We start from the raw sequence: 13,560 nt of genomic DNA, 5'->3' as shown, positions 1-13,560 counted from the left end.
GGGGCGGTCAAGGCCCGGTATGCCGGGAGGTCTTTTCGGCTACTTGGAGAGCAGCCGCATCGCCTCTTCGAGACCGCGCAGGGTCAGCGGGTACATGCGGTTGGACATCAGCTGCTGCATCACCGAGATGCTCTGGCGGTACTGCCACACGCCCTGGGGCTCGGGGTTGATCCAGGCGAACTTGGGGAAGGCGTGCGTGAGGCGCTGGATCCACTCGGCGCCGGCTTCCTCGTTGTTGTATTCGACGCTGCCGCCGGGCTGCAGGATCTCGTAGGGGCTCATGGTCGCGTCGCCCACGAAGATCAGCTTGTAGTCCTTGTTGTACTTGCGCAGGATGTCCCAGGTCGCGAACTTCTCCGAGAAGCGGCGCCGGTTGTTCTTCCACATGAAGTCGTAGACGCAGTTGTGGAAGTAGTAGAACTCCAGGTGCTTGAACTCGGTCTTCACGGCCGAGAACAGCTCCTCCACGCGCTGGATGTGTTCGTCCATCGTGCCGCCCACGTCCATCAGCAGCAGCACCTTGACGTTGTTGTGGCGCTCGGGCCGCATCTTGATGTCGAGGAAGCCGGCGTTGGCCGCGGTCGAGTGGATGGTGTCGTCGAGGTCCAGCTCTTCCTCGTGGCCCTCGCGCGCGAACTTGCGCAGCCGGCGCAGCGCAACCTTGATGTTGCGCGTGCCAAGCTCCTGCGTGTCGTCGTAGTCCTTGTAGGCGCGCTGGTCCCAGACCTTGACCGCGCTCTTGTTCTTGCCCGCGCCGCCGATGCGGATGCCCTGCGGGTTGTAGCCGCCGTGGCCGAAGGGCGAGGTGCCGCCCGTGCCGATCCACTTGCTGCCGCCCTCGTGGCGCTCCTTCTGCTCCTCGAAGCGCTTCTTGAGCGTCTCCATGAGCTCGTCCCAGCCCATCTTCTCGATCTTGGCTTTTTCCTCGGCCGAGAACTCGCGCTCCAGCGTCTTGCGCAGCCAGTCGAGCGGCACTTCCTTGGTGAAGTCGGTCAGCATCTCCACGCCTTTGAAGTAGGCGGCGAAGGCACGGTCGAACTTGTCGTAGTGCTTCTCGTCCTTCACGAGCGCGGTGCGCGAGAGGTAGTAGAAGTCGTCGAGCCCGTAGGCATCGTCGGAATTCGGGCCCACCACGTCGGCCTTCAGCGCCTCGAGCAGGGTCAGGTATTCCTTGACGGAGACCGGCAGCTTGGCCGAGCGCAGGGTGTAGAAGAAATCGATGAGCATGGGACGCTCCTTGGGAGTTTCAGTCGCGCGGCTTGTCGAGCAGGTAGAGCAGCTGCGCCCTGACCTCGGGCCATTCGCCCGCGCGCAGGCTGTACATCACGGTGTCGCGGATGGTGCCGTCGCGGCGCATCGCGTGGCCGCGGATCACACCGTCCTTCTTCGCGCCCAGGCGCTCGATCGCGCGCTGCGAGGCGTGGTTGAAGTTGTCGGTGCGCCAACCCACCACGTTGCAGCCCAGCGTGTCGAAGGCATGCGTGAGCATCAGCAGCTTGCAGGTGGTGTTGACGTGGGTGCGCTGGCAGCGCTTGGCGTACCAGGTGTAGCCGATCTCCACGCGCTTCACGGCCGGCAGGATGTCGTGGAAGCTGGTGCTGCCGAGCACGGTGCCGGTGGCTTCCTCGGTCACGGCGAAGGCGAAGCGGTCGGCGGTCTTGAGCGCGGTCTCGATGTAGGCGCGCGTGTCCTGCGGCTCGGGCACCGAGGTCACGCGCAGCTTCCAGAGCTCGCCGTCGGCGGCCGCGGCGCGCAGGCCGTCTTCGTGCGCGAGCGCGAGCGGTACCAGCGCGAGGCCGCGCGATGTCAGGGTGACGGGTTCGACGAAAGCCATGGTGCGCCGTGTCTCGTGTCGTTCAGGGGGCCGGCTTGCCGTAGCGCCGGTCGTACCAGGCACGCGCGAGCTGCACGCCCGCGCCGCCGCCGAGTCCGATCAGCAGGATGCCGAAGATCTCGCGGTTGCCGTAGCCGTTGGGGCCGAAGGCATCGAGGCCGAAGTACAGGCCGATCCAGCGGCCGAGCAGTGCGCCGACGACGAACAGCACGGCCTGGGCCACGCCCAGCACCAGCAGCTGGCCGACGGGAGGCGATGGCCGCACAGGCATGACCGGCGCCGCCTCAGCGGTTGTTGCGCTGCATGAAGACCAGCTTCTCGAACAGGGTCACGTCCTGCTCGTTCTTGAGCAGCGCGCCCACCAGCGGCGGCACGGCGACCTTGTCTTCCTTGCTCTGCAGCGCCTCGAGCGGGATGTCCTCGGCCACCAGCAGCTTGAGCCAGTCGAGCAGTTCGGAGGTCGAGGGCTTCTTCTTCAGGCCGGGCAGGTTGCGCACGTCGTAGAAGGTCTTCATGGCCGCGGCCAGCAGTTCCTGCTTGAGGCCGGGGAAGTGCACGTCGACGATGCTGCGCATGGTCTCGGCGTCGGGGAACTTGATGTAGTGGAAGAAGCAGCGGCGCAGGAAGGCGTCGGGCAGTTCCTTCTCGTTGTTCGAGGTGATGAAGACCAGCGGGCGGTGCTTGGCCCGGATCAGCTCGCGCGTCTCGTAGCAGTAGAACTCCATGCGGTCGAGTTCGCGCAGCAGGTCGTTCGGGAATTCGATGTCGGCCTTGTCGATCTCGTCGATCAGGAGCGCCACCGGCTGCTCGGCCGTGAAGGCCTGCCACAGCACGCCCTTGACGATGTAGTTGTGGATGTCGCGCACCCGCTCGCCGCCATCCAGGTCCTTGAGCTGCGAGTCGCGCAGGCGGCTCACCGCGTCATACTCGTAGAGGCCCTGCTGCGCCTTGGTGGTCGACTTGATGTGCCACTGCAGCAGCGGCAGGTTCAGCGCCTGCGCCACTTCCTCGGCCAGCATGGTCTTGCCGGTGCCGGGTTCGCCCTTGACGAGCAGCGGGCGCTTGAGGGTGATGGCGGCGTTGACCGCGAGCATCAGGTCCTGTGTCGCGACGTAGTTGTCTGAGCCCTTGAATTTCATGCGTGAACGGGAGGCTGTGGTGGAGAAAAGAACACACTCGATCGGCAACGTGCGTCCTTCGGGTCGGCCCGCACAGGCACCCGCGGGAGCCTTGCATATAATCGAAAGTTGGTTCGAAAAACGGTATCTCCACGAGATTGTGCGCGCAAAATGAACAAGTTGTTGACCACGATGTTTGCCCTTGCTGTCGCTTGCGGGACGGTGTCGGTACAAGCCCAGCAAGTCACGGGCAAACCCCAGGATGGCGCCAAGAAGGTCCAGATGTGCGTGGGTTGCCACGGCATCATCGGCTACCAGGCCAGCTTCCCCGAAATCCACAAGGTGCCGATGATCGCGGGCCAGAGCGCCACGTACATCACGGCGGCGCTCACCGCGTACAAGGGTGGCGACCGCAAGCACCCGACGATGCGCGCGATCGCCGACACGCTCACCGAGCAGGACATCGCCGACCTCGCGGCCTACTACAGCCAGCTCGGCGTGAAGGAAGGCGACGCGCCCCCGGCCGCGCTGGCCAAGCCGATGCCCGAGAACATCCAGGCGCTGATCAAGAAGAACGGCGAGGACAACAGCTGCACCAAGTGCCACGGCGCCAACTTCAACACCCCGAACGACGGCACCGTGCCCAAGCTGGCCGGCCAGCATGCCGACTACCTGTTCGTGGCGCTGAAGTCCTACCGCGTGAAGAACAACGTCCACCTCGGCCGCTCGAATGCCGTGATGGCCGGCCAGGTCGAGCCGAAGAAGTTCAGCAACGCCGAACTCAAGACCCTCGCGAGCTACATCGCCTCGGTGCCGGGCGAGCTCAAGACGGTGCCCGAGTCGCGCATCCACCACGCCGAGAAGTAACAGCCAGCGAGCCGGTCCGCCGGCCCCGCGCAAAAGCAAAAAGCCCGCGGACGCGGGCTTTTTGCTTTCCGGGAGGCGGGCGTGTTCAGTGCCCGGCCACCGCCCCGGCGCCCCGGCCGGCATCGGCCGCATGCGGGTGCACCACCTGCTTGACCAGCAGTGCCACGGTCGCGATCAGCGCCGGCACCGCCAGCACCGCGAAGATCTGGGCGAAGCCCAGCTGCCGGCTGGCCAGCTCGGCCACCAGGAACGAGCCCGCGATGCCGCCGAAGCGGCCCAGGCCCAGCATCCAGGCGATGCCGGTGGCGCGGCCCTGCGTCGGATAGAAGGCCGCGGCCAGCGCCGGCATCGACGACTGCGCGGTGTTCATCAGCGTGCCGCCCAGCAGCACCGTCAGCACCAGCGCCGCGAGGCTGCCGAGCGACTGGCCGATCAGGTAGACGCTGGCCGCGGTCAGCGCATAGCCGGCGGCGATCACGAGGTTGGCGTTGAAACGGTCCATCAGCCAGCCGAAGAAGATGGCGCCCACGCCGCCGAGCGCGAACAGCGCCGAGATCACGGTCGCGGTCTGCGGCGGCACGTTGGCCTCGCGGAACAGGATCGGCATCCAGTTGATCATGGCGTAGAAGATCACCAGCCCCATGAAGTAGGCGATCCACAGCATGGCCGAGCCCACGAGGTAGCGCGGCGAGAGCACCAGCGCGAGGCCGCCGCCGCTGCCGTCCACGGGCGCCGGGCCGGCCTCGGTGAGGGTGAAGGCGCGCGCCTGCGCGGCGCTCTCCGAGATGCGGCGCAGCACGGCGCGGATGCGCTCGGTGGCGTACTGCTTCGCGACCATGTAGCGCGCCGACTCGGGCAGCAGCACCGCCATCAGCAGCACCAGCGCCAGCGGCGCGATGCCGCCGAGCACCAGCACGCTGCGCCAGCCCAGGTGCGGAATCATCCAGGCCGCGAGGAAGCCGCCGAGCGCCGCGCCCAGCGGGAAGCCGCAGAACATGGTGTTGGTGATGGTGGCGCGCCGGTGGCTCGGGCAGTACTCGCTCATCAGCGTCACCGCGTTGGGCATGGCCGCGCCCAGGCCGAGCCCGGTGACGAAGCGCAGCCCCACCAGCTGCGGCATGTTCTGCGAGAAAGCCGAGGCCAGGCAACCGAGGCCGAACACCAGCACGGCGCCCACCAGCACGCGTTTGCGGCCGAGCCGGTCGGCCAGTGGGCCGGCCAGCAGGGCGCCGGCCGCGAGCCCGAACAGCGCCGCGCTGAGCACCGGCGCGAGCGCCATCTTGCTGGCGCCCCATTCGCTCGCGAGCGAGGGCGCGATGTAGCCGATGGCCGAGGTGTCGAAGCCGTCGAGCAGCACCACGAGGAAGCTCAGCGCGAAGATGCGCCACTGGAAGGCCGAGAAGGGATGCCGGTCGAGGAAGGACTGGACGTCCAGGGAAGCCGAGGGGGATGACATGCGTTGCTCCGTGTTGGAATGGTTTTGCGTTGCGCAGCGGCGAGCGCGCGGCCGCCTTGCGGCTGCCGCGCTGTATAGAAAAAGTCCGGGTACGAAAAAGCCGGCGCGGTGGCCGGCTTCGGTTTCAGGTGGTCAGACGTCGAAGAAGGCGGTTTCCTCCGCCCCCTGCATGCGGATGTCGAAGCGGTAGCTCACCGCGCCGCCGCGCTCCACGCGCTGCGCGACCAGCGTGTGGCGGCGCTCGGCCGGCACGCTCTGCAGCACCGCATCGCTGGCGTTGGCCTCGGCCTCGTCGCTGAAGTACACGCGCGTGAACGCATGCAGCAGCAGGCCGCGCATCAGCACGATCACGTTGATGTGCGGCGCCTCGCCGGGCGACTCGGCGCCGGGCTTCACGGTGTGGAACACGAAGCGGTTCTGCGCGTCGGTGCCGGTGCCCACGCGGCCGAAGGCGCGAAAGCCCAGCTCGCGTGCCTGCGCCGGCGTCTGCGGATAGCGGCCCTCGCCGTCGGGCTGGCTGATCTCGACCAGCGCGTCGTTGATGGCATTGCCGTCGCCGTCGATCACCCGGCCTTCGAGGCGGATGCGTTCGCCGGCGGCGTCGTCCAGCGCCAGCACCGCGTCGAAGGGCTGGTCGAAGTCGTAGCCATACTGCGAGGCGGTGAGGCCGTAGGCGAAGTAGGGGCCCACGGTCTGGGAGGGCGTCTGGCCGAAGTCGGCTTCCTGGGCGCTCATCAGTTTGCTCATGGCGTGTCTCTTTCCTTCTGCGCTCAGCGGGTCTCGAACGGGGTCTCGTCGGCGCCGCGCAGCACCATGTCGAACTGGTAGCCGAGCGCATAGCCTTCCTCGGTGATGTCGAGGCTGAAGTCGGCGATCAGCCGGTTGCGGTAGCGCTCGGGCGTGCCGGTGACCATCGGGTCGTACTGCAGCAGCGGATCGCCCGGGAAGTACATCTGCGTGACCAGGCGGCTCGCGAAGCTCTGGCCGAACAGCGACAGGTGGATGTGCTGCGGGCGCCAGGCGTTCGGATGGTTGCCCCAGGGATAGGCGCCGGGCTTGATCGTGAGGAAGCGGTAGCGGCCCTCGCTGTCGGTCAGGCAGCGGCCGGCGCCGAGGAAGTTGGGGTCGAGCGGCGCATCGTGCTGGTCGACCTTGTGCACGTAGCGGCCCGAGGCGTTGGCCTGCCAGAGCTCGACCAGCGTGTTGGCCACCGGGCGGCGGCGCTCGTCGAGCACCTGGCCCGTGAGGATCATGCGTTCGCCCAGCGGCTCGCCGTTGCGGCGCGCATTGCGCGTGAGGTCGTGGTCGAACTCGCCGATGCTCTCGTGGCCGTAGACCGGCTGCTGCAGCTCGCCGAGCGAGGCCTTGAGCGGGATCAGCGGCTTCTGCGGACCGCGCTTCACGGTCGACTTGTAGCCGGGGTAGACGTAGCTGGGATGGGCGTCCCAGTCACGCGGGGTGAGCTGGGGCTGGGTCTTGGTCAACATGCCTGTTGTCTCCTGTCGTGGGACGGACCGGGTCCGCATGGGCGCATTCTGGAATCCCGCTTCGATGATGTAAATTGAAGATTGATTCCGTTTCAATAACCAGTGGTAATTCAGAAGACGAGGGCAAGGGGCCGATGACGAGCGACCTGCGGCTGGACTTCGTGCGCAACGTGCAGCTGCGCCACCTGCGCTGCCTGGTGGCGGTGGCGCAGGAGCGCCACCTGGCGCGCGCGGCCGAGCGGCTGGCGCTGAGCCAGCCCGCGGTGTCGAAGACGCTGTCGGAGCTCGAGGGCATCGCCGGCACGCGGCTGGTCGAGCGCGGCAGCGCCGGGCGGCGTGGCGTGCAGGGGCTCACGCCGGCCGGCGAGCAGCTGCTCGCGCATGCGCTCAAGGTGCTCGAGGCGCTCGAGGCCAGCGCCGAGGCCGTCGCGCCCACGGCCGCGGGGCGCGTCGAGCGGCTGCGCATCGGCGCGCTGCCCAGTCGCGCCCCGCGCTGCTGCCGGGTGCGCTGGCGCGGCTGCGCGGCCTCTGGCCCGCGGTGCAGGTGGTGGTGAAGAGCGCGGCCAACCCGGTGCTGCTCGACGAACTGCGCGCCGGCGAGCTCGACCTGGTGGTCGGCCGCATGAGCGATCCGCGCCAGATGGGCGGCCTGAGCTTCGAGCTGCTGCACACCGAACCGCTGGTGTTCGCGGTGCGCACCGGCCATGCGCTCGCGCACCGGCCGGTGTCGGTGCAATCGGTGCTCGACTACCCGCTGATGGTCTACGGCGAGGGCACGATCCCGCGCCACAACACCGAGAGCTTCCTGTCGGCGCGCGGCCTCGCGCTGCCGGCCAACACGCTGCAGACCCTCGACGTCGCGCTGGCGCGCGCGCTGGTCGCGCTGTCGGATGCCGTGTGGATCACGCCGCTGGGCGCGGCGCGCGGCGAGCTGGCCGACGGCCGCATGGTGCGGCTGCGCATCGACACCGCCGGCACCGAGGAGCCCGTGGGCCTGCTGCTGCGCAGCGATGCCGAGCCTTCGGCGCTGCGGGCCGCGATGGCGGGGCTTTTGCGCGAGGCGGCGAAGCCGCAGGGCTCGCTGCCGGCGCGGCGGCGCGGGGCGTCGGCGGGGTAGGCGGGCTTCAGTCCTTCGTGGCCCGGCGCTGCACGCAGGCCACGTAACCGTCGCCATCGGGCGGACGCCCCGCGCGCTGGCTCTCCCACATCATCTGTCCCAGGCATTCCATCGCCTCGTGATGCGCATCGAGCAGCGAACCGCGGCGCGCGGCCAGCAGCTCGACCGCCTGGCGGATGCCGCGCGGCTGGTCGATCGAGCACTGCTCGCTGATCGACAGGTGCATCGACAGATGCAGGAACGGGTTCTCGCGGCCGTTCGCGCCGTCGTAGACGCGCGCCACGGCCGCGTCGGCGTCGAGCAGGTCCTCGTGGTATTCGGGATGGGCCTCGATCCAGCCGGCGGCGATGGTTTCGAGCGCTTCCATCGGCAGGCCCTGGCGGTGCTTGGCGTACACGTCGCAGAAGAAGCGGCGCACCTCTTCCTGGGTGGGGTTGAACATATATAGATAGGCAGAGAGAAAAGCGGAGGGGACGCAGGCCGCGAGGCCGTGGGCACGTGCGCGGCGGCGACGCTTAACGCAGGTCCGTGGCGCTTGCGCGTGTCGGCCGAAGACCCCTGGGGTCAGGCCGGCGTTCCGGGACGCACACGTTACATCGTTACGTAACGAATCGAGAAAAGACCTCGGTGAAAGCCCTCGCGAGCCGTCTCGCGAAGGACTGATTTGAAAGAAAAACCTAAGCAGATCAACGAGTTAGCTCGGTCGACGAGCGGTGGGTGCAAGGCCTGGAAAAAGCGGCACGCAAGTTGCCCCTGTAGTTCCATCTTTTGTCACAGAGGCCGCCATGACTGCACCACAAGCATCGTCCCCCTCGACCGCAGGAACTGCCGATAACGGCGTTGCTCCAGTGGTCATCGCCCAGGCCACCGCAACGCCGATCGCCCCCATGGGCTCGGCACCGGTGGTCGCACCCGCAGCGCCCGCCGCGACTGCTCCCGGCAGCATTGGATCGCTATCCAATGCTACGCCGGGCACGGTCGTCATGCGCGACGGCGTGTCGATTCCCGTCGACGGCGGCCATTCGCTGATGGCCGGCGATCGCGTGATCGTTCCCGACGGTGGCCAGGCCAACGTCCTGTTCCCCGGCTCGGCCGGCAACAAGGCGCCGCTGGCCGGCGTCTTCACCGGCGGCACCGATGCCACGGTGGGCTCCACCAAGCTGCCCGGCGGCCTCGAGCAGGTCAACGTCGACGTGGCCTCGGGCGACCTGCAGGTCACCCCGCCCGACAGCGATGCGGATGCCGCCGCGCTGGCCGTGACCAAGAAGCTCGCTGCCGGCAGCGGCATCGGCCTGGGCGAGTTCGCTCTCGGCGCGCTGGGCGCGGCCGCACTGGGTGCCGCGCTGAGCGGCGGCGGTGGCGGCGATGGTGCCTTCCTTCCTTTCCAGGTCCCTGGCGGCGTGGGTGAGTCCGACGCCGATGCGGACTCCGACGCCGATGCGGACGCGGATGCCGATGGTGATGCGGACGCTGATGCCGATGCCGATGCCGATGCCGATGCCGATGCCGATGCAGACGCTGATGCCGATGCCGATGCCGATGCCGATGCCGATGCCGATGCCGATGCCGACGCCGATGCAGACGCCGATGCGGACGCTGACGCCGATGCCGACGCTGACGCCGATGCCGACGCTGACGCCGATGCCGATGCCGATGCCGATGCCGATGCCGATGCCGATGCCGATGCCGATGCCGATGCCGACGCTGACGCCGATGCCGATGCCGACGCTGACGCTGACGCCGACGCCGATGCCGATGCCGATGCCGATGCCGATGCCGATGCGGACGCTGATGCCGACGCTGATGCCGACGCGGACGCCGATGCCGACGCGGACGCCGATGCCGACGCGGACGCCGATGCCGACGCGGACGCCGATGCCGACGCTGACGCGGACGCCGATGCCGACGCTGACGCCGATGCGGACGCTGACGCCGATGCGGACGCCGATGCCGACGCTGACGCCGATGCAGACGCAGACGCAGACGCAGACGCAGACGCCGACCACCTCCTCGACCCGGGCAACAGCCTCGTCGACCACGCGATCGACGCCGTGGACGACACCCTCGGCCTGGGCGGCGTGCTCGACCCGGTGAAGCCGGTGGTCGATGGCGTGACCGACCTGGTCGACGACGTGCTCGCGCCGATCGTCGGCGAAGAGTTCACGCCCGACGATCCGAACGAATTCGACCCGGTCGACACGGCCGTGGACAACGTGACCAACGGCGTGGGCGGCGCGGTCGCCCCGGTCGTCGATGCCCTGCTGGGCAACGGCGTGACCGACGCGCTGATCGGCTCGCTCAACGGCCAGGTCGACTACGTCACCGACGCCCTGGCCAATGGCCTCGAGAACGTGCTGGGCAGCGATGGCCTGCTCGGTGGCGTGACCACCGGTCTGGGCATCGACGGCGTCGTCGACGGCCTGCTGGGCACCGACGGCACCATCGGCCAGGTGGTCGATGGCCTGCTCGGCGAAGGCAGCCTGCTGGGCAGCGCGCTCGGCGAAGACGGCCTCGTGGGCCAGCTGCTCGGCGACGACGGCCTGGTCGGCGGCCTGATCGGCGAAGGCACCGCGGTCGGCGGCCTGCTCGACACCCTGCTGGGTGACGACGGCCTGCTCGGCGGCGTGGGCGGCGAAGGCGGCCTGCTGGGCGGCCTGCTCGGCCCGGCCCTCGGTTCCGACGGCCTGCTGGGCAGCCTGATCGGCGACGACAGCGCGCTCGGCGGCCTGCTGGGCGACGACGGCCTGGTCGGCGGCCTGCTCGGCGACGACGGCGTGCTCGGCGGCCTGCTGGGCAGCGAAGGCCTGGTCGGCGGCCTGCTCGGCGGTGGCGGCATCGTGGACAGCCTGCTGGGCCCCGATGGCGTGGTCGGTGGCCTGCTGGCCGACGGCCCGCTGGGCGGCCTGCTCGGCGGTGAAGACGGCCTGCTCGGCGGTCTGCTGGGCGATGACGGCCTGCTGGGTGGCCTGCTCGGCGACGACGGTCTGCTCGGTGGCGTGCTCGGCGACGACGGCATCCTCGGTGCCGGCGGTCCCCTGGGCGGCCTGCTGAGCGACGATGGCCTGCTCGGCGGCCTGCTGGGCGATGACGGTCTGGTCGGCGGCCTGCTCGGCGACGACGGCCTGCTGGGTGGCGTGCTGGCCGACGACGGCCTGCTCGGTGGTTTGGTCGGCGAAGACGGCCTCGTGGGCGGTCTGCTCGGCGACGACGGCCTGGTCGGTGGCCTGCTGGGTGACGACGGCCTCGTGGGCGGTCTGCTCGGCGATGACGGCATCGTCGGCGGCCTGCTCGGCGAAGACGGCCTGGTGCCGGGCCTGCTGGGTCCGGACGGCCTGGTCGGCGGCCTGCTGGCGGACGACGGCGTGGTCGGTGGCCTGCTCGGCGAGGACGGCCTCGTGGGCGGTCTGCTCGGTGGCCTGCTCGACGGCGTCGGCGGTGGCGGCGGCACGGGCACCCAACTGCTCGACCCCGTGGACGGCGTCGTCGGCGGCCTGGTCGACGGTCTCAACGACGGCCTGCTCGGTGAGCTCGGCCTGGGCGACGTGCTCGCTCCGGTGGTCGGCCTGACCGACAGCCTGACCGACACCGTGAGCGGCCTGCTGGGCCCGGTGCTCGGCGACAGCTTCACGCCGAACGACCCGAACGTGCTGGATCCGGTGGACGACCTCGTGGGTCAGGTCACCGACGGCGTGGGCGGCCTGCTGAGCCCGCTGACCGACCAGCTGCTGGGCGCCGGCACCACTGACGCGCTGCTGGGCGCGGTGGGCACGCAGGTCGACTTCCTGACCGATGGCGTGGCGAATCTGATCGGCGGCGACGGCCTGCTCGGTGGCGTGCTGGGCGATGACGGCCTGCTGGGCGGCGTGCTCGGCGGCGACGGTGGTCTGCTCGGCGGCGTGCTGGGTGACGACGGTCTGCTGGGCGGTCTGCTCGGTGGCGACGGTGGTCTGCTCGGCGGCGTGCTGGGTGACGACGGTCTGCTGGGCGGTCTGCTCGGCGGCGACGGTGGCCTCCTGGGTGGTGTGCTGGGCGACGATGGTCTGCTGGGCGGTCTGCTCGGCGGCGACGGCGGCCTTCTGGGTGGCGTGCTGGGTGACGACGGCCTGCTGGGCGGTCTGCTCGGCGGCGACGGTGGTCTGCTCGGCGGCGTGCTGGGTGACGACGGCCTGCTGGGCGGTCTGCTCGGTGGCGACGGCGGCCTGCTCGGCGGTGTCCTGGGTGACGACGGTCTGCTGGGCGGTGTGCTCGGCGGTGACGGCGGCCTGCTCGGCGGTGTCCTCGGCGATGACGGCCTCCTCGGCGGTCTGCTGGGTGGTGACGGTGGCCTCCTGGGCGGTGTCCTGGGCGACGACGGTCTGCTGGGCGGCGTGCTCGGTGGCGACGGCGGCCTGCTCGGCGGCGTCCTCGGCGATGACGGCCTCCTCGGCGGTCTGCTGGGTGGTGACGGCGGCCTCCTGGGCGGTGTCTTGGGCGACGACGGCCTGCTGGGCGGTGTGCTCGGCGGTGACGGCGGCCTGCTCGGCGGCGTCCTCGGCGATGACGGCCTCCTGGGCGGTCTGCTGGGTGGTGACGGCGGCCTGCTTGGCGGCGTGCTGGGTGACGACGGCCTTCTGGGCGGCGTGCTCGGCGGTGACGGCGGCCTGCTCGGCGGCATCCTGGGTGACGACGGCCTGCTGGGCGGTGTGCTCGGCGGTGACGGCGGCCTGCTCGGCGGTGTCCTGGGTGACGACGGCCTGCTGGGCGGCATCCTGGGTGACGACGGCCTTCTGGGCGGCGTTCTCGGCGGTGACGGCGGCCTGCTCGGCGGCATCCTGGGTGACGACGGCCTGCTGGGCGGCGTTCTCGGCGGTGACGGCGGCCTGCTCGGCGGCATCCTGGGTGACGACGGCCTGCTGGGCGGCGTTCTGGGCGGCGACGGCGGTCTGCTCGGCGGCGTGCTGGGCGACGACGGCCTGCTGGGCGGCGTGCTTGGCGGTGACGGCGGCCTGCTCGGCGGCGTGCTGGGTGACGATGGTCTGCTGGGTGGCGTGCTCGGCGGCGGTGAAGGCGGCCTGCTCGGCGGTGTCCTGGGTGACGACGGCCTTCTGGGCGGCGTCCTCGGCGGCGACGGCGGTCTGCTCGGCGGCGTGCTGGGCGACGACGGCCTGCTGGGTGGCGTGCTTGGCGGTGGCGAAGGCGGCCTGCTCGGTGGCGTCCTCGGCGGCGGCGAAGGCGGCCTGCTCGGCGGCGTCCTCGGCGACGACGGCCTGGTCGGTGGCCTGCTCGGCAACGACGGCCTGGTCGGCGGCCTGCTGGGCAACGACGGCCTCGTCGGCAGCCTGCTCGGTTCGCTCGGCGGCGACGGCCCGGTGGCCAACATCCTGCAGCCGGTCACCGACATCCTCGGCGGCCTGACGGGTGGCGCGACGCCGGTGGTCGATTCGCTGACCGGCACCGGTTCCGGCGCGCTGGCCCCGGTGACCGACATCTTGGCGGGCGCCACGGGTGCCGCGGCACCGGTGGTCGACACGGTGTCCAACGTGCTGGACGGTCTGGACCACGCCCTGGGTACCAACCTGACCCAGACCGTGACCCCGATCACCAGCCAGGTCGAGCACACGGTGGGCAACGTGGTGACCCCGGTCGCCAACATCCTGCACGGCCTGCTGGGCTGATCCGGTCGCACGGACAGTGGACGGAAA

Annotated in this window: 10 protein-coding genes and 1 pseudogene; 3 read left to right on the top strand and 8 right to left on the bottom strand. The window is 70.0% G+C overall.

Annotated elements, in window-relative coordinates; translation table 11 throughout:
• Positions 1 to 39: 39 nt before the first annotated feature.
• The 4 genes from INQ48_27260 to INQ48_27245 are packed head-to-tail and all read right to left on the bottom strand — an operon-like array spanning position 40 to position 2,973.
• Positions 40 to 1,227 carry a VWA domain-containing protein gene (locus INQ48_27260; GenBank protein QRF56974.1) on the bottom strand — a complete coding sequence of 396 codons (1,188 nt, stop codon included), beginning with the start codon at positions 1,225 to 1,227 and terminating at the stop codon, positions 40 to 42.
• 19 nt (positions 1,228 to 1,246) lie between these two features.
• The gene (locus tag INQ48_27255) at positions 1,247 to 1,834 is read right to left on the bottom strand and encodes a GNAT family N-acetyltransferase (GenBank protein ID QRF56973.1); all 588 of its coding nucleotides are present in this window, start codon (positions 1,832 to 1,834) and stop codon (positions 1,247 to 1,249) included.
• 22 nt (positions 1,835 to 1,856) lie between these two features.
• A complete protein-coding gene (locus INQ48_27250) occupies positions 1,857 to 2,105 on the bottom strand; it encodes a hypothetical protein (protein ID QRF56972.1) in 249 nt (82 codons plus the stop codon).
• A gap of 13 nt (positions 2,106 to 2,118) precedes the next feature.
• The gene (locus INQ48_27245) at positions 2,119 to 2,973 is read right to left on the bottom strand and encodes a MoxR family ATPase (protein ID QRF56971.1); all 855 of its coding nucleotides are present in this window, start codon (positions 2,971 to 2,973) and stop codon (positions 2,119 to 2,121) included.
• 150 nt (positions 2,974 to 3,123) lie between these two features.
• On the opposite strand from INQ48_27245, the gene INQ48_27240 reads away from it, so the two are divergent.
• The gene (locus INQ48_27240; GenBank protein QRF56970.1) at positions 3,124 to 3,819 is read left to right on the top strand and encodes a cytochrome c4; all 696 of its coding nucleotides are present in this window, start codon (positions 3,124 to 3,126) and stop codon (positions 3,817 to 3,819) included.
• A gap of 85 nt (positions 3,820 to 3,904) precedes the next feature.
• Here INQ48_27240 and INQ48_27235 read toward each other — a convergent pair whose 3' ends face one another.
• The 3 genes from INQ48_27235 to pcaH all read right to left on the bottom strand — a co-directional run bounded on the left by INQ48_27235 (position 3,905) and on the right by pcaH (position 6,762).
• Complete coding sequence (locus tag INQ48_27235) at positions 3,905 to 5,275, bottom strand: MFS transporter (protein ID QRF56969.1); 1,371 nt, start codon at positions 5,273 to 5,275, stop codon at positions 3,905 to 3,907.
• Positions 5,276 to 5,407: 132 nt separating this feature from the next.
• Positions 5,408 to 6,022: a protocatechuate 3,4-dioxygenase subunit alpha gene (gene pcaG / locus INQ48_27230; protein QRF56968.1), complete on the bottom strand. Its 615-nt coding sequence runs from the start codon at positions 6,020 to 6,022 to the stop codon at positions 5,408 to 5,410.
• Positions 6,023 to 6,045: 23 nt separating this feature from the next.
• Positions 6,046 to 6,762 (bottom strand): protocatechuate 3,4-dioxygenase subunit beta, encoded by a 717-nt coding sequence (gene pcaH / locus INQ48_27225; protein ID QRF56967.1) that lies wholly within the window; start codon positions 6,760 to 6,762, stop codon positions 6,046 to 6,048.
• 134 nt (positions 6,763 to 6,896) lie between these two features.
• Between pcaH and INQ48_27220 the strand changes: the two are divergent.
• A pseudogene (locus INQ48_27220) lies at positions 6,897 to 7,879 on the top strand (LysR family transcriptional regulator).
• 7 nt (positions 7,880 to 7,886) lie between these two features.
• Here the strand turns inward: INQ48_27220 and INQ48_27215 are convergent.
• On the bottom strand, positions 7,887 to 8,321 hold the full coding sequence (locus INQ48_27215) for a DUF1841 family protein (protein ID QRF56966.1): 435 nt from the start codon (positions 8,319 to 8,321) through the stop codon (positions 7,887 to 7,889).
• A gap of 541 nt (positions 8,322 to 8,862) precedes the next feature.
• Here INQ48_27215 and INQ48_27210 point away from each other — a divergent pair.
• Entirely contained in the window at positions 8,863 to 13,533 is a 4,671-nt protein-coding gene (locus INQ48_27210) for a hypothetical protein (protein ID QRF60919.1), read from the top strand.
• Positions 13,534 to 13,560 lie beyond the last annotated feature (27 nt).

Origin of the sequence: Variovorax paradoxus, assembly GCA_016806145.1 — a bacterium.
Taxonomy (GTDB): Bacteria; Pseudomonadota; Gammaproteobacteria; order Burkholderiales; family Burkholderiaceae_C; genus Variovorax.
This window is presented reverse-complemented; position numbering and strand designations above follow the sequence as displayed.

Excerpts from the sequence above, each read along its gene's own strand:
- INQ48_27260 (QRF56974.1), bottom strand. The coding sequence starts at position 1,227 with ATGCTCATCGATTTCTTCTACACCCTGCGCTCGGCCAAGCTGCCGGTC.
- INQ48_27255 (QRF56973.1), bottom strand. The coding sequence starts at position 1,834 with ATGGCTTTCGTCGAACCCGTCACCCTGACATCGCGCGGCCTCGCGCTG.
- INQ48_27250 (QRF56972.1), bottom strand. The coding sequence starts at position 2,105 with ATGCCTGTGCGGCCATCGCCTCCCGTCGGCCAGCTGCTGGTGCTGGGC.
- INQ48_27245 (QRF56971.1), bottom strand. The coding sequence starts at position 2,973 with ATGAAATTCAAGGGCTCAGACAACTACGTCGCGACACAGGACCTGATG.
- INQ48_27240 (QRF56970.1), top strand. The coding sequence starts at position 3,124 with ATGAACAAGTTGTTGACCACGATGTTTGCCCTTGCTGTCGCTTGCGGG.
- INQ48_27235 (QRF56969.1), bottom strand. The coding sequence starts at position 5,275 with ATGTCATCCCCCTCGGCTTCCCTGGACGTCCAGTCCTTCCTCGACCGG.
- pcaG (QRF56968.1), bottom strand. The coding sequence starts at position 6,022 with ATGAGCAAACTGATGAGCGCCCAGGAAGCCGACTTCGGCCAGACGCCC.
- pcaH (QRF56967.1), bottom strand. The coding sequence starts at position 6,762 with ATGTTGACCAAGACCCAGCCCCAGCTCACCCCGCGTGACTGGGACGCC.
- INQ48_27215 (QRF56966.1), bottom strand. The coding sequence starts at position 8,321 with ATGTTCAACCCCACCCAGGAAGAGGTGCGCCGCTTCTTCTGCGACGTG.
- INQ48_27210 (QRF60919.1), top strand. The coding sequence starts at position 8,863 with ATGCGCGACGGCGTGTCGATTCCCGTCGACGGCGGCCATTCGCTGATG.